At 58.5% G+C, this 13,744-nt stretch carries 15 protein-coding genes; 13 read left to right on the forward strand and 2 right to left on the reverse strand.

The window, feature by feature from the left end; translation table 11 throughout:
• Positions 1–34: 34 nt before the first annotated feature.
• Genes ACQKEK_RS02810 through murB form a run of 4 tightly spaced genes read left to right on the forward strand, consistent with a single transcriptional unit; the run spans position 35 to position 2,464 of the window.
• The gene (locus ACQKEK_RS02810) at positions 35–220 is read left to right on the forward strand and encodes a Trm112 family protein (RefSeq protein ID WP_019342470.1); all 186 of its coding nucleotides are present in this window, start codon (positions 35–37) and stop codon (positions 218–220) included.
• The gene (kdsB, locus tag ACQKEK_RS02815) at positions 217–981 is read left to right on the forward strand and encodes a 3-deoxy-manno-octulosonate cytidylyltransferase (RefSeq protein WP_499140957.1); all 765 of its coding nucleotides are present in this window, start codon (positions 217–219) and stop codon (positions 979–981) included. Before ACQKEK_RS02810 ends, kdsB begins: the two co-directional genes overlap by 4 nt.
• A 2-nt stretch (positions 982–983) precedes the next feature.
• On the forward strand, positions 984–1,448 hold the full coding sequence (locus ACQKEK_RS02820) for a low molecular weight protein-tyrosine-phosphatase (RefSeq protein ID WP_499140958.1): 465 nt from the start codon (positions 984–986) through the stop codon (positions 1,446–1,448).
• Complete coding sequence (murB, locus tag ACQKEK_RS02825; RefSeq protein WP_499140959.1) at positions 1,445–2,464, forward strand: UDP-N-acetylmuramate dehydrogenase; 1,020 nt, start codon at positions 1,445–1,447, stop codon at positions 2,462–2,464. The genes ACQKEK_RS02820 and murB overlap by 4 nt, the downstream gene beginning before the upstream one ends.
• Positions 2,465–2,688: 224 nt before the next feature.
• Here the strand turns inward: murB and rne are convergent, their stop codons facing one another.
• Positions 2,689–5,850, reverse strand: coding sequence for a ribonuclease E (gene rne, locus ACQKEK_RS02830; protein WP_499140960.1), 3,162 nt, complete (start codon positions 5,848–5,850; stop codon positions 2,689–2,691).
• 550 nt (positions 5,851–6,400) lie between these two features.
• On the opposite strand from rne, the gene rluC reads away from it, so the two are divergent.
• Genes rluC through sppA form a run of 3 tightly spaced genes read left to right on the forward strand, consistent with a single transcriptional unit; the run spans position 6,401 to position 9,009 of the window.
• The gene (gene rluC / locus ACQKEK_RS02835; RefSeq protein ID WP_046161970.1) at positions 6,401–7,354 is read left to right on the forward strand and encodes a 23S rRNA pseudouridine(955/2504/2580) synthase RluC; all 954 of its coding nucleotides are present in this window, start codon (positions 6,401–6,403) and stop codon (positions 7,352–7,354) included.
• A complete protein-coding gene (locus ACQKEK_RS02840; RefSeq protein WP_499141338.1) occupies positions 7,317–8,036 on the forward strand; it encodes an HAD-IA family hydrolase in 720 nt (239 codons plus the stop codon). The genes rluC and ACQKEK_RS02840 overlap by 38 nt, the downstream gene beginning before the upstream one ends.
• Positions 8,026–9,009 (forward strand): signal peptide peptidase SppA, encoded by a 984-nt coding sequence (gene sppA / locus ACQKEK_RS02845; protein ID WP_499140961.1) that lies wholly within the window; start codon positions 8,026–8,028, stop codon positions 9,007–9,009. The genes ACQKEK_RS02840 and sppA overlap by 11 nt, the downstream gene beginning before the upstream one ends.
• Positions 9,010–9,016: 7 nt before the next feature.
• Here the strand turns inward: sppA and ACQKEK_RS02850 are convergent, their stop codons facing one another.
• Entirely contained in the window at positions 9,017–9,595 is a 579-nt protein-coding gene (locus ACQKEK_RS02850) for a Maf family protein (RefSeq protein WP_499140962.1), read from the reverse strand.
• A gap of 104 nt (positions 9,596–9,699) precedes the next feature.
• On the opposite strand from ACQKEK_RS02850, the gene ACQKEK_RS02855 reads away from it, so the two are divergent.
• The 6 genes from ACQKEK_RS02855 (at position 9,700) to acpP (ending at position 13,683) form a co-directional block, all read left to right on the forward strand.
• Positions 9,700–10,227, forward strand: a complete 528-nt coding sequence (locus ACQKEK_RS02855; RefSeq protein WP_128119419.1) for a YceD family protein — start codon at positions 9,700–9,702, stop codon at positions 10,225–10,227.
• A gap of 12 nt (positions 10,228–10,239) precedes the next feature.
• Entirely contained in the window at positions 10,240–10,422 is a 183-nt protein-coding gene (gene rpmF, locus ACQKEK_RS02860) for a 50S ribosomal protein L32 (RefSeq protein WP_019342480.1), read from the forward strand.
• 3 nt (positions 10,423–10,425) lie between these two features.
• Positions 10,426–11,496, forward strand: coding sequence for a phosphate acyltransferase PlsX (gene plsX / locus ACQKEK_RS02865; RefSeq protein WP_499140963.1), 1,071 nt, complete (start codon positions 10,426–10,428; stop codon positions 11,494–11,496).
• 62 nt (positions 11,497–11,558) lie between these two features.
• A complete protein-coding gene (gene fabD / locus ACQKEK_RS02870) occupies positions 11,559–12,497 on the forward strand; it encodes an ACP S-malonyltransferase (protein WP_128119417.1) in 939 nt (312 codons plus the stop codon).
• Between the two features lie 14 nt (positions 12,498–12,511).
• Positions 12,512–13,255 carry a 3-oxoacyl-ACP reductase FabG gene (gene fabG, locus ACQKEK_RS02875; protein ID WP_045428830.1) on the forward strand — a complete coding sequence of 248 codons (744 nt, stop codon included), beginning with the start codon at positions 12,512–12,514 and terminating at the stop codon, positions 13,253–13,255.
• Positions 13,256–13,446: 191 nt separating this feature from the next.
• Entirely contained in the window at positions 13,447–13,683 is a 237-nt protein-coding gene (gene acpP / locus ACQKEK_RS02880; protein WP_003283670.1) for an acyl carrier protein, read from the forward strand.
• Positions 13,684–13,744 lie beyond the last annotated feature (61 nt).

A 13,744-nucleotide genomic window follows, 5' to 3' on the forward strand; every position in this document is an offset into this window, starting at 1 on the left:
AGGTGCGGTCGGCTGCATCCAAGGACTGCACACCATGGATACCAAACTGCTCGATATTCTTGCCTGCCCGCTCTGTAAGGGGCCGCTGAAGCTGACCGATGACAAGTCCGAACTGATCTGCAAGGCCGACGGCATGGCCTTTCCGGTCCGGGACGGCATCCCGGTGATGCTTGAAAGCGAAGCCCGCACCCTCGACGTGGATGAGCGTCTGGACAAATGACTAACGCTTATACCGTGGTGATCCCGGCGCGTTACGCATCCACGCGCCTTCCGGGCAAACCTCTGCAGGACATTGCCGGCAAGCCGATGATTCGCCATGTCTGGGAGCAGGCCTGCAAGAGCAGGGCACAGCGGGTAGTGATCGCCACGGACGATCAGCGCATTCTGCAAGCCTGCGAAGGCTTCGGTGCGCAGGTATTGCTAACACGGGTCGATCACAATTCGGGCACCGATCGGCTTGCCGAGGTGGCGGAGCAGCTGGGCTTAACGGCTGACGCGATAGTCGTCAACGTGCAGGGCGATGAACCATTGATTCCGCCTTCGGTGATCGACCAGGTGGCACTCAATCTGGCTGCTCACCCCGAAGCCGCGATCGCCACGCTTGCCGAGCCAATCAGCGATCCGCACGCGCTCTTTAACCCGAACGTGGTAAAGGTGCTGAGCGATATCAATGGGCTGGCGCTGACTTTCAGTCGCGCGACACTGCCGTGGGCGCGGGACGAATTCGCTCGTAAGCCCGATGCGCTTCCGAGTGATGTTCCGTACCGTCGGCATATCGGCATCTATGCCTATCGGGCCGGGTTCCTGGCTGACTTCGTGAGCTGGGGGCCGTGCTGGCTGGAGAATACTGAGTGCCTGGAGCAGTTACGTGCGCTCTGGCACGGCAAGCGCATTCATGTCGCCGATGCGGTCGAGGCGCCTCCGGCTGGTGTCGACACCGCCGAAGATCTTGACCGCGTCCGCAAACTGCTCGGAGCTTGAGCGTGAAGGTTCTGTTCGTTTGCATGGGCAACATCTGCCGATCGCCCACTGCTGAGGCTGTACTGCGCAAATACGCGCAGGATGCTCAGCTGGACAGCCGAATCACCATAGATTCGGCTGGAACCGGTGATTGGCATGCCGGGAAGGGGCCCGATCAGCGCGCTTGCCAGGCTGCAGCCAGGCGAGGCTATGACCTCAGCGCTCTAAGGGCGCGGCAGGTGATCGCCGAGGACTTCCAGCGCTTCGATCTCATCCTGGCGATGGATCACGACAACCTAAAGCGCCTAGAGGCCCTGCGTCCAGCAGGCTCAGACGGTGAGCTCGATCTATTTCTGCGCCGATACAAATTGGGCTCGGACGCTGTACCCGATCCGTATTACGGCGGGGAGGACGGCTTCGAGCAGGTGCTCGACCTGATCGAGCGTGGTGCTGCTGGATTGCTCGATGAGATCAGAGGGCGTCAATGAGCCTTCTCATCGAGCCGGGTTATTCACTCAAGGCGCTCAACACTTTTGCGGTCGAAGCCCGTGCCGCCTATTTCGCTGAAGCCCAGGACGATCAAGCAGTAACCGAAGCGATCAATGAGGCCTGCCGCATCGACGTTCCGCTATGGATCCTCGGCGGCGGCAGCAATTTGGTACTGACCGGAGATGTACAAGCACTGGTGCTGCACATGGCCAGCCGGGGCATTCGAGTTCTCAAGGATGACGGCCAGCAAGTAGTGATAGAAGCGGAGGCCGGCGAGCCTTGGCATCCGTTCGTACTGCGGAGCCTAGAGCTTGGTTTGGCTGGGTTGGAAAACCTCAGTCTGATCCCCGGTACGGTCGGTGCGGCACCCATCCAGAATGTCGGGGCGTACGGGGTCGAGATAAAGGATGTCTTCGCTGGGCTGACTGCACTGGATCGCCAAACTGGCAGTTTGGTGGAGTTCGATTTGGCGGCATGTGAATTTGCCTACCGCGACAGCCTGTTCAAACGTCAGGCGGGACGCTATGTGATTCTTCGGGTGCGTTTCATGCTTCATCGGACTGCGGAACTAAGTCTAGAGTATGGCCCGCTCCGTAAGTGGCTGCAGCAGCATGATGTCCAGTCCCCCACACCGATGGATGTGAGTCGTGCGGTCTGTTCGATCCGCAGTGAAAAGCTGCCAGACCCTCGGGTTCTGGGCAATGCAGGCAGTTTTTTCAAGAACCCTTTGGTTCCTCAGTCGAAAGCTGACGCCTTGCTCGGGCAGTACCCCGATCTGGTGGCGTTTCCGCAAGGTGGCGGGCAGGTCAAGCTGGCCGCTGGCTGGCTCATTGATCGTGCAGGCTGGAAGGGTTATCGACAGGGGGATGTGGGCGTCCACAGGCTGCAAGCGTTGGTGCTCGTCAACTACGGGCAAGCAACCGGCCAGCAAATCCTGCAACTTTCCGAAAAGATCCAAGCTGACATCCTAGAGCGTTTCGGTGTGAATTTGGAAATCGAGCCGAACGTCGTCTGACTCAGCCCCGTTTCGGCTCTGCCGTGCCCGTTCTTAGCGTTCTATAAGGGCGACAGATCTCCCGATCTCCGCGGCTACAGGCGGAAACAGTAAGCGTTGACTAGGCGTGTTCTCTGGTCATCTGGGCGCTCCACGAAAGAGCGGCGCAGCGATCTTTCCACATTTGTTCGCCAACAAATAAAAAAGGGATGCCGAAGCATCCCCTTTCTACATCGCTGGTCCTGTCAGTCTTGACGCTTGTCGAGGCCCTGCGGATCGGCTTCCTCCTGCGCATCCGCGTCAGCTTCAGTGGCGGGCTTGATCGCCTCCACTTCGGGCTGGAGCAGCTCGGTCACGGCCTGTTCGGCTTCAGGTTCGGCAGGTGGTGTTTCCGGCTTCCGGGCAACGCTTGGCTCTGCATTGCCATTTGCCGTGCTGGCTGGCTGCTCATTTGTCGCGTCGGTGTCCGGTTCGCTGACAACGATTTCAGGGCTGGCCATTTCTGCCGGAGCTTGGGTTTCGGGGGTCGCTTTCTCTTTCGCTTCGGCCTCGGCTGCTTCTTTAGCAAGACGCTCTTGCTCCAAGCGGCGGCGGCGGACCTCACGTGGGTCGTTAGGTGCACGACCGCTAGCCGTCACGACCGGCGCTTCAGTCTCGGTCGCGGTCTGGGTCGGCTCCTCGAAAGCAGGTGTAGCCTCAGGCTGTGAAGTCTCGGGCGCCGTTGCTGACGCTTCGGGCTCGCTGGCTTTCTGCACCGCCGGAGCTGGCTCCGCTACTGCGATAACCGGTGTCACGGCTTCGCTATCCTGAGTCGCGGGAACATTAGCTGGCTTGTCAACTTCGGTTGCTTCGGGCGTGTTATTAACGGCCACAGCTGGAGCTGGGGCTTCCGCTTCCCTTGCTTCAATTTGAATCTCAGTGGGTGCGGTGTCGGTGTCTGCGGTGTTCGCTGCGAGAGCGGCGGCAGTTGCGGCAATGGCGACTTGTTCAGATTTCACCGGCGCATTGCTTTCGCTTACCTCGGCGTTGTTGCTTTGGGCCTCGTCGTCGATTTCGTTTCCGTTGGCGTCGCGTTGACGATCACGGCGGTTGCTGCGGCGACGCTGGCCACGAGAGCGGCGGCGTGGGCGATCGCTACCTTCTGGCGACTCCTGCTCCTCCTGAGCGGTCTCCGCGGTTTCGTTCTGCTGTTCCTCGGCTTGTTCTACATGTTCTACACGAGGTTTGCGCTCTTCGCGGGGCGGCCGCGGCTTACGCTCAGAACTTTCTTCGCCGTTCGCCGCGACTGGAGCGGTCTGCGCGACATCATCGAGCGGTGCGCGCAATTCGCGTTTGCGCTCTTCTCGCGGCTGACGATCTTCGCGTGGGGTGCGCTCACGACGTGGTTGCTGTTGCTGTTGCTGTTGCTGTTGCGGCTGTGCAGTGCTTTCGCTGGCTTCGACTGGCTCGCGAGACTCACGCGGTTCGCGAGCTTCCCGTGGCTTGCGCTCTTCGCGTGGAGGGCGCGCCTGACGCTCTTCACGAGGCTGACGGTCTTCACGCGGGGCGCGCTCTTCACGAGGCTTGCGCTCTTCGTCGCGGTTGCTGCGCGAATCACGGCGACGGTTCTGCTGGCGCCCACTACGGCGTTCATCGTTGCGTTGCGGGCGGCTGCTAGCGGCGGGTTTCTTCTCAACTTCGGCGGCTGGCGTTTCCTGCTTGCCGGCGAAGAGGCCGACCAGGGACTTGACCAACCCCTTGAACAGGCTTGGCTCCTGAGTGGCGGGTGCAGGCAGCTCAGCGGGCGCAGCGATCGGGGCCGGCGCGGGCGCGGTACGCTGTGGTGCGGTTTTGACGGCCGCTTCCTGGCGAACCAGTGTGCGCGTCGAGCTGACCGGCTGAACTTCCTCAACCTCGGTTGGGCTCATTTCATAGCTGGCCTGACCAGTGATAATTTCCGGGCTATCGTCGCGCAGGCGCTGCACTTCGAAGTGCGGCGTCTCCAGATGATCGTCCGGCAGGATGAAGATGCGCGCGCGGCTGCGCAGTTCGATCTTGGTGATCGCGTTGCGCTTCTCATTGAGAAGGAAGGCGGCAACCTGGAAGGGAACGCGGGCGCGGACCTCGGCGGTACGATCCTTAAGGGCTTCTTCTTCGATCAGACGCAAGATGGCCAGCGACAATGATTCGACATCGCGAATGATGCCTTGGCCATTACAGCGCGGGCAGACGATACCGCTGGTCTCGCCGAGCGATGGACGAAGGCGTTGGCGGGACATTTCCAGTAGGCCGAAGCGCGAGATGCGGCCGACCTGGATTCGTGCGCGGTCGGCTTCCAGTGCTTCACGAACCTTCTCTTCAACGGCGCGCTGATTCTTGGCCGGGGTCATGTCGATGAAGTCGATGACGATCAGGCCGCCAATGTCGCGCAGGCGCAGCTGGCGGGCGATTTCCTCGGCCGCTTCCAGGTTGGTCTGCAGGGCAGTTTCTTCGATGTCGCCGCCCTTGGTGGCGCGCGCCGAGTTGATGTCGATGGACACCAACGCCTCAGTCGGGTCGATAACGATGGAACCGCCGGATGGCAGCTTCACTTCGCGCTGGAAGGCCGTCTCGATCTGGCTTTCGATCTGGAAACGGTTGAACAGTGGTACAGGATCTTCGTACAGCTTGATCTTGCTCGCGTACTGCGGCATGACCTGCTGAATAAAGGAAAGCGCTTCGTCCTGGGCTTCGACGCTATCGATCAGAACTTCGCCGATGTCCTGGCGCAGGTAGTCGCGAATGGCGCGAATGATGACGTTGGATTCCTGATAGATCAGGAAGGGCGCGGCGCGATCCTGAGAGGCTTCCTTGACTGCGCTCCATAGCTGCAACAGGTAATCGAGGTCCCATTGCATTTCTTCACTTGAACGGCCGAGGCCGGCAGTACGGACGATCAAGCCCATATCGGCAGGGACATCAAGACCGTTCAGTGCTTCGCGCAGTTCGTTGCGTTCTTCGCCTTCAATTCGACGAGAAATGCCGCCCGCGCGCGGGTTGTTCGGCATCAATACGAGATAGCGACCGGCGAGGCTGATGAAGGTGGTCAGGGCAGCGCCTTTATTGCCGCGCTCTTCTTTTTCGACCTGAACGATGACTTCCTGGCCTTCGCTCAGGACTTCTTTGATGTTGACGCGGCCTTCCGGCGACTTCTTGAAGTACTCGCGGGAAATTTCCTTGAGGGGGAGGAACCCGTGGCGATCGGCACCGAAATCAACGAAGGCGGCTTCAAGGCTGGGCTCGACGCGAGTGATCTTACCCTTGTAGATGTTGGCTTTCTTCTGTTCACGAGCACCGGATTCGATGTCAAGGTCGAACAGGCGCTGGCCATCGACCAGTGCGACACGCAACTCTTCGGGCTGAGTCGCGTTAATTAGCATTCTTTTCATGTAGTACCGTCGGTTTCCAAGGCAGCGGAAACGGCGTTCGGCACACACGACTCTCGCGGTCGGTGTCAGGTGAGTCAGGAATGGTTGTAAGGCACTCCAGTGTCCAGCGATTTCAGGCCGGTTGGGCCGGCGTCGCGACGACGTCTCCTGCTTACTGTCGGAACAGAAGCAATGGTTCGGGAGGAGGAATCAGCAATCGGTAGCGGACGGAATGAAGCGTCTATGAAAGCCTTTACTACGCAATCCGAGGGCTGTACATCTCCACCCAACACTCATACTTTGAAAATCGGGTGCCGCTCGCAGAATCCGGGAGCGGGTTATCGATTATCGTGATTCCCCTTCGGGAACACGCATCATGTCTTCAAGGCTTGTTTCGGAGCTTCTGCTGCTTGAGAAAAGCTCCGCTGGACGGCCTCACGTCCTGGAACATTGCTGGGTCAAGGATGGCGGTTTCGCTGGCATTCTCTAACCTGTCCGCTTTTGGCGGCGCCTGGACTATAACAGTAATGTTTAAGTGCTTCAAATAAGGGAAAATTGATATCATCCGCGCATGACCAATACCCCCTCTCAGACCTCCGGCGTGCAAATGCTCGAGGTCTCGCCGGAGCTTGCCGGCCAGCGCATTGATAACTTTCTCCGTACCCAGCTCAAAGGTGTGCCCAAGACCTTGATCTATCGCATTTTGCGCAAGGGCGAGGTGCGGGTAAACAAAGGCCGTATTAAACCCGAGTACAAGCTTCAGGCGGGTGATGTCGTGAGGGTGCCACCGCTTCGGTTGCCTGAGCGGGACGAGCCAGTCCCGCTCGCGCAAGGGCTTCTCGAGCGGCTTGAGGCGGCAATCGTTTTCGAAGACAAAGCCTTGATCGTGTTGAACAAGCCTGCAGGGATCGCGGTGCATGGAGGCAGCGGGCTCAGCTTCGGGGTTATCGAGGCCCTGCGTCAGTTGCGCCCGGATGCAAAGGAGTTGGAGCTGGTGCATCGCCTGGATCGGGACACCTCCGGGTTGCTGATGATCGCAAAGAAACGCAGCATGCTGCGTCACTTGCACCTGCAATTGCGGGGCGATGGGGTCGACAAACGCTACATGGCTCTCGTGCGGGGGCGCTGGGACACCGGTAAGAAGCAAGTAAATGCGCCGCTGCTGAAAAATACCCTGCGTTCAGGTGAGCGGATGGTGGAGGTCACTGACGAGGGCAAAGACGCACTGACTCTTTTCCGCGTGCTGCGCCGTTTTGGCGACTTCGCTACGCTGGTCGAGGCCAAGCCGGTAACCGGACGTACGCATCAGATTCGTGTGCATGCCCGCCATGCCGGTCACAGCATCGCTGGCGATAATAAATATGGTGATGAAGAGTTTTCCGCACTCATTCGTGATCTGGGTGGTAAGCGCCTGTTCCTGCATGCCTATGCGCTGAAGGTTCCTTTGCCTGACGGTGGCGAACTGAGTTTGGAGGCGCCGGTCGATGATGTCTGGGCCCGGACGCTGGAGAGGCTTGGTGAATAAGTACGAACTGCTGATCTTCGATTGGGATGGGACGTTGGTGAATTCCATCGGGCGTATCGTTGAATCCATTTTGGTTGCTGCGGCCCGGTGTGACCTGCCGCGGCTGGATGAGGACAGTATCAAGGGGATTATTGGGCTAGGTCTGCCTGAGGCGATAGCCGCGCTGTATCCAAATGTCACCGACAGAAGGTTGGTTGAGGCGTTCCGTCGTGCGTACGCCGACCATTATTTGTCACTGGAGGCTGAGCCGTCGGCGCTTTATCCAGGTGTGGCGCACGCGCTACAACAGTTCCGTGATCAGGGGCATCAGCTTGCTGTGGCGACTGGCAAGGGGCGGCGCGGGCTGGATAGGGTCCTAGCAGGGCAGGGTTGGACTGATTTTTTCGATGTGACCCGCTGTGCTGATGAGACTGCGAGCAAGCCTGACCCGCTCATGATCCACGAAATCCTCGCTCACTGCGGGGTCGGGCCCGAGCGGGCTCTGATGATCGGGGATTCGGTGTTCGATTTGGAGATGGCAAGGCGCGCAGGCGTAGACAGTGTTGCGGTTTCCTACGGCGCACAACCCGTCGAGGTGCTGTTGTCGTGTTCGCCGTGCATGGCTATCAATCATTTTTCGGAGCTCGGTGACTGGCTGTGCTCTGCTGCTGGTCACGCTGAGGTGGTTGCATATGTCGGATGAATGGGGGAAACCCGTGAATGAGTCTAAGGAAGACCGTACTAGTCTAAAGCTGTTGGAGAAAACGCTGCTTGCCGGCGTCCAGGAGCAGCGGCGAGCTCGGCGTTGGGGGATCTTTTTCAAGCTGGTGACATTCGTCTATCTCTTTGGGGCGCTGCTGATATTTTCGCCGCTGTTGCACATGGGGGAAGGGAAAGCTGTTGGTGATACCCATACTGCGATCATCAATGTCCGCGGAATGATTGCCGATGAAGAGGCGGCGAGTGCAGACAACATTGTCGGTGCGTTGCGTGCGGCCTTTGAGGATTCAAATACCAAGGGTGTGGTGTTGCGGATCAACAGTCCGGGTGGCAGTCCGGTGCAGTCCGGCTATATCTATGATGAGATCCGCCGGTTGCGTGGGGAGTACCCGGCCATCAAAGTTTATGCAGTGATTGCCGATCTAGGGGCGTCTGGCGCTTATTACATTGCAAGCGCTGCGGATGAAATTTATGCCGACAAGTCGAGTCTGGTTGGCTCTATCGGCGTCACCGCTGCGACCTTTGGCTTTGTCGAGACAATGGACAAGCTGGGCGTCGAGCGCCGTGTCTATACCTCAGGGGAGCACAAGGCGTTTCTAGACCCCTTTCAGCCGGAAAAGCCAGAGGAAACCGAGTTCTGGCGCAGCGTGCTTGCTACCACTCACCGGCAGTTCATCGACAGCGTGAAGCAGGGGCGGGGCGATCGATTGCAAGTCGCGGGGCATCCTGAGCTCTTTTCCGGGCTCATCTGGTCTGGTGAGCAGGCGCTTGAGCTCGGTTTGATTGATGGTCTTGGCAATGCCAGCTATGTCGCACGCGAGGTAATTGGGGAAGCTGAGCTGGTGGATTTCACCGTCAAAGACTCGCCTTTGGAGCGGTTTACCAAGCAGCTCGGTGTCAGTATTGGTTCGCAGCTTGCCCTGTGGATGGGTTTCCAGGGGCCTCAGCTGCGTTAGTGCAGTGTCAGGGTACTTCGACCCCGGCATTGTTAAGCATGTCTACCAGTCGGATCAGGGGTAACCCAATTAGGCTGGTGATGTCTGTTCCTTCGGTGCTGCGGAACAGGCTGATTCCCAAGCCCTCTACCTTGAAACTGCCGGCGCAATCGTAGGGTTGTTCGGCCCGCAGGTAGCGTTCGATCTGCTGATCACCAAGCGTCCGGAAGTGAACGGTAAAAGCGATGCAGTCGATCTGGGCGGCCCCGGTTCGGCTGTCCAGCAGTGCCAATCCGGTTAGAAAGTCTACGCTTTTGCCGCTGCAGCTCTGTAATTGGCTCTTTGCTCGGTCGAAGGTGTGAGGTTTGCCAAGGATGTTTTGTCCAAGCACGGCGACCTGGTCGGAGCCAATGATCAGATGATCCTGATGAGAGGGTGCCAAGGCTTTGGCTTTCTCTAGGGCCAAGCGGCGTACGAGATGTTCCGGTAGCTCCCTGGTGAGTGGGGTTTCATTTATTTCCGGGGCGCTGTAAGCGAACTCAAGCTGAAGGCGTGAAAGCAGTTCGCGACGATAAGGGGAGCTTGATGCGAGAAGCAGGGGTCGCATTCTTCTTCCTTTATATATAGGTACTGATCGATGGTCGGCCGAGCGCTATTGTGCGGCTGAATTCCTTTGACAGTCGACAGGCGCATCCCTAGAATGCCGCGCTTATGTTGAAAGGACCAATACCTCCGCACGTAGATCCGCGCAAGCTCGCTGACCGAGCGGCTTCCCTGAAGGGCGAGCTGCAATTGTCTGGGCTGAAGCGGCTCGTCGATCCTCTTGAGGATGATAAGGGTGTGGTGCGCGCCAGTTTTGATTTTGGGCGCGACGAGCAGCGCACTGTGGTCATCCACAGTGAGCTGGATGTTGAGGTCACGATGATTTGCCAGCGCTGTCTGGAGCCGGTTGTTCTGCCTATTCACAGCGAATGCGATTATGCCGTGGTGAATGAAGGGTCGAGCAGTCAGCACCTGCCTAAGGGTTATGACGTGCTGGAAGTGGGAGAGGATCCTCTGGATCTGCTGGCGCTGGTTGAAGAGGAGCTTCTGCTCGCTCTTCCGATTGTTCCACTCCATGACCAAGAAGTTTGCCAGCCGCCGGCTGGGCCTGATGAGCCCGAGCCGAAAGAGGACGAGGTATCGCGGTCCAACCCGTTCAGCGTACTGGCTCAGTTAAAGCGTGACCCAAACGTTTAGGAGTTGATCCCAATGGCTGTTCAGCAGAACAAAAAATCCCGTTCCGCCCGTGACATGCGTCGTTCGCACGATGCACTCGAGCCGAACGCCCTGTCCGTGGAAAAGAGCACCGGTGAAGTTCACCTGCGTCACCACGTTTCTCCGGAAGGTTTTTACCGTGGTCGTAAAGTGATCGATAAGGGCGCTGACGAGTAAACCTTGTCTGCTCCGATCATAGCGATCGATGCAATGGGTGGGGACTTCGGTCCCCACTGCATTGTTCCGGCCAGTGTCCAATGTCTGGCTGAATACCCCTCGCTTCATCTGGCCTTGGTTGGCCAATCCTCCCTGTTAGAAGAAATTATCGCTCGGCATCCAGCTGTGGATCGCGCTCGTCTGTCGATTGTCAATGCCGATGAAGTGATCGGTATGGATGAGCGTCCAGCGCAGGCGTTGCGCGCCAAGCCGCGCTCGTCCATGCGCATCGCTCTGGAGATGGTGCGTGATGGGCAGGCTCAGGCTTGCGTCAGTGGCGGGAATACTGGTGCGCTGATGGCACTTGCTCGGCAGGTATTGAAAACCCTGCCTGGGGTGGATCGCCCGGCGATGGTGACTGCGATTCCTACGCTTGAGGGGTCGTGCCTGTTGCTTGACCTCGGCGCGAATGTGGACTGCACGGCCGAGCAGCTCTATCAATTCGCTGTCATGGGGTCGGTTGCGGCGCAAAGCCTTGGTATCGAGCAGCCACGCGTCTCGTTGCTGAATATTGGTACCGAAGCAATCAAGGGTAATCAACAGGTCAAAGCAGCAGCCGGGCTTTTGCAGCAGGCTAGCGGTATCAACTATCAAGGGTTCATCGAGGGTGACGCGCTGTTCCGCGGCGAAACAGATGTTGCGGTATGTGATGGCTTTGTTGGCAATATTCTGCTCAAGTCTAGCGAAGGTTTGGCGCATATGGTAGCCACGCGGGTCGAGCTGCTTTTCCGTCGCTCATTGATTTCACGCCTGGTCGGTGCGCTGGCTCTGCCCTTGCTGCGTCAGTTGCGGGCGGACCTGCGCCCAGCTCAGTACAACGGTGCCAGCTTCCTTGGACTCCAAGGTATTGTCGTGAAGAGCCATGGTAGTGCAGCTGGCGAGGGGTTTCGGTCGGCTATACGCCGTGCTGCGCAAGATGTAGAGCGAAATCTTCCGGCGCAATTGCGCAGTCGTCTCGAACACTTGCTTGTGACTGATCGGTCCACAAGCGACCCGGGTGATGTGACTGCACCCGGTGGATCGGCATCCAACTGAACAATTCGTTGCGCCCTAGTGCGCATTCTTTTCTGACGAACAACCACAAGAGAGCCGTTTTCATGTCCGCATCACTTGCATTCGTCTTTCCAGGCCAGGGCTCCCAGGCCCTAGGCATGCTCGCCGAGCATGGCGCCCAGCAATCGCTGATCATCGATACCTTTGCCGAGGCCTCGTCTGTGTTGGGTTACGATCTGTGGGCACTTTGTCAGCAGGGTCCAGAGGACCAACTGAATCAGACCGACAAGACTCAGCCCGCCATTCTCGCCGCTTCGATTGCATTGTGGCGTTTGTGGCTGGCTGAGGGCGGTGCGAAGCCGGCCTTCGTCGCGGGTCACAGCCTGGGCGAGTACTCGGCGTTGGTTGCTGCTGGTAGCCTTCCGTTTGCCGATGCGGTGAAACTGGTCGAGCTGCGGGGTCAGCTGATGCAGCAGGCTGTTCCGGCCGGTACCGGCGGCATGGCCGCGATTTTGGGTCTAGAGGATGCCGATGTTTTGGCAGCGTGTGGCGAGGCGGCGCAGGGTGAGGTCGTAAGTGCGGTCAACTTCAACGCGCCAGGCCAGGTCGTGATTGCCGGCAACGCTGCGGCGGTCGAGCGAGCCATCGATGTCTGCAAAACCAAGGGTGCCAAGCGCGCCATGCCGCTGCCGGTCAGCGTGCCTTCTCATTGCGACCTGATGCGCCCTGCAGCCGAGCAGTTTGCCGCTGCCGTGACCGGCGCCGGCTGGCGGGCCCCCGAGATCCCATTGGTGCAAAATGTCAGTGCAGCAATCGTTTCGGATCTCGACTCGCTTAGACGCAATCTGCTGGCTCAGCTCTATAGTCCGGTTCGCTGGGTCGAAACTGTTGTTGTGTTAAGCGAACACGGTGTGACCGGTCTGGTCGAGTGCGGCCCGGGCAAGGTGCTTTCCGGTCTCAATAAGCGCTGCGTCAAAGGCCTCAGCACCTACAATCTGGACACCCCCGAAGGTTTTGCGGCCACCCGTGGCGCAGTGCTCTGAATAAGGAGATAGGTATGAATTTGCAAGGCAAGGTCGCGCTGGTAACAGGCGCCAGTCGTGGTATTGGTCAGGCCATAGCGCTTGAACTTGGACGTCAAGGCGCCATCGTGATCGGCACGGCGACCTCATCTTCAGGGGCTGAGCGCATTGCTGAGACGCTCAAAGAGAACGGCATCGAAGGTGCTGGGCTGGTGTTGGACGTCACCAGTGATGAATCAGTTGCCACCACCCTGGAGCATATTCAGCAGCACCTCGGTCAGCCGGCTATTCTGGTCAATAACGCCGGCATCACGCGGGACAACCTGATGTTGCGGATGAAAGACGACGAATGGCACGAGGTGATCAATACCAATCTCAGCAGCCTTTATCGTTTGACCAAGGGTGTTCTGCGGGGCATGACTAAAGCCCGCTGGGGGAGAATTATCAGTATCGGTTCCGTGGTGGGTGCCATGGGGAACGCCGGGCAGGTAAACTACGCCGCGGCCAAAGCCGGACTCGAAGGTTTCAGTCGCGCGTTGGCACGTGAAGTCGGTTCGCGCGGTATCACGGTCAACGCCGTGGCTCCGGGCTTCATCGATACAGATATGACGCGCGAGCTGCCAGAAGCTCAGCGTGACGCATTACTGGGGCAGATCCCGCTGGGTCGCCTCGGTCAGGCGGAAGAGATTGCCAAGGTCGTCGCCTTCCTAGCTTCTGACGGTGCCGCCTATGTCACCGGGGCCACTGTCCCAGTGAATGGCGGTATGTACATGAGCTAATGTGACGCCCGACGCATGTACGCAGTCATAACGGCTGATTAGTTTCGTTATAAAACTGTGGTTTGTTTATAGACAGATGGTTGAAAGCAGGTTCATGCTTGCCCGCTTTCAGCTTGAAATGCGGAAAACGCTTTCTATACACTACCGCGCAGACCAGCTGCCTGATTTTTCCATAGGAGTGAAAACAAGGTATGAGCACCATCGAAGAACGCGTCAAGAAAATCGTTGCCGAGCAACTTGGCGTCAAAGAAGAGGAAGTTACCAACAGCGCTTCCTTCGTCGAAGACTTGGGTGCCGACTCCCTTGACACCGTTGAGCTGGTGATGGCTCTGGAAGAGGAATTCGAGACCGAAATCCCGGACGAGCAAGCCGAGAAGATCACCACTGTTCAAGAAGCTATCGATTACATCAACGCGCACGCGCAGTAAGTCGTAGTCCTGCTTCGAACCAGTAAGCCGCACTGCCTCGAAAGGGCAGTGCGGCTTTTGT

This window comes from Pseudomonas sp. NPDC077408, assembly GCF_050269105.1.
Lineage (GTDB): Bacteria > Pseudomonadota > Gammaproteobacteria > Pseudomonadales > Pseudomonadaceae > Stutzerimonas.

Excerpts from the sequence above, each read along its gene's own strand:
- kdsB (WP_499140957.1), top strand. The coding sequence starts at position 217 with ATGACTAACGCTTATACCGTGGTGATCCCGGCGCGTTACGCATCCACG.
- rluC (WP_046161970.1), top strand. The coding sequence starts at position 6,401 with ATGACCAATACCCCCTCTCAGACCTCCGGCGTGCAAATGCTCGAGGTC.
- acpP (WP_003283670.1), top strand. The coding sequence starts at position 13,447 with ATGAGCACCATCGAAGAACGCGTCAAGAAAATCGTTGCCGAGCAACTT.
- ACQKEK_RS02855 (WP_128119419.1), top strand. The coding sequence starts at position 9,700 with ATGTTGAAAGGACCAATACCTCCGCACGTAGATCCGCGCAAGCTCGCT.
- sppA (WP_499140961.1), top strand. The coding sequence starts at position 8,026 with ATGTCGGATGAATGGGGGAAACCCGTGAATGAGTCTAAGGAAGACCGT.
- ACQKEK_RS02810 (WP_019342470.1), top strand. The coding sequence starts at position 35 with ATGGATACCAAACTGCTCGATATTCTTGCCTGCCCGCTCTGTAAGGGG.
- rne (WP_499140960.1), bottom strand. The coding sequence starts at position 5,850 with ATGAAAAGAATGCTAATTAACGCGACTCAGCCCGAAGAGTTGCGTGTC.
- rpmF (WP_019342480.1), top strand. The coding sequence starts at position 10,240 with ATGGCTGTTCAGCAGAACAAAAAATCCCGTTCCGCCCGTGACATGCGT.
- fabD (WP_128119417.1), top strand. The coding sequence starts at position 11,559 with ATGTCCGCATCACTTGCATTCGTCTTTCCAGGCCAGGGCTCCCAGGCC.
- fabG (WP_045428830.1), top strand. The coding sequence starts at position 12,512 with ATGAATTTGCAAGGCAAGGTCGCGCTGGTAACAGGCGCCAGTCGTGGT.
- ACQKEK_RS02840 (WP_499141338.1), top strand. The coding sequence starts at position 7,317 with ATGTCTGGGCCCGGACGCTGGAGAGGCTTGGTGAATAAGTACGAACTG.
- ACQKEK_RS02850 (WP_499140962.1), bottom strand. The coding sequence starts at position 9,595 with ATGCGACCCCTGCTTCTCGCATCAAGCTCCCCTTATCGTCGCGAACTG.
- murB (WP_499140959.1), top strand. The coding sequence starts at position 1,445 with ATGAGCCTTCTCATCGAGCCGGGTTATTCACTCAAGGCGCTCAACACT.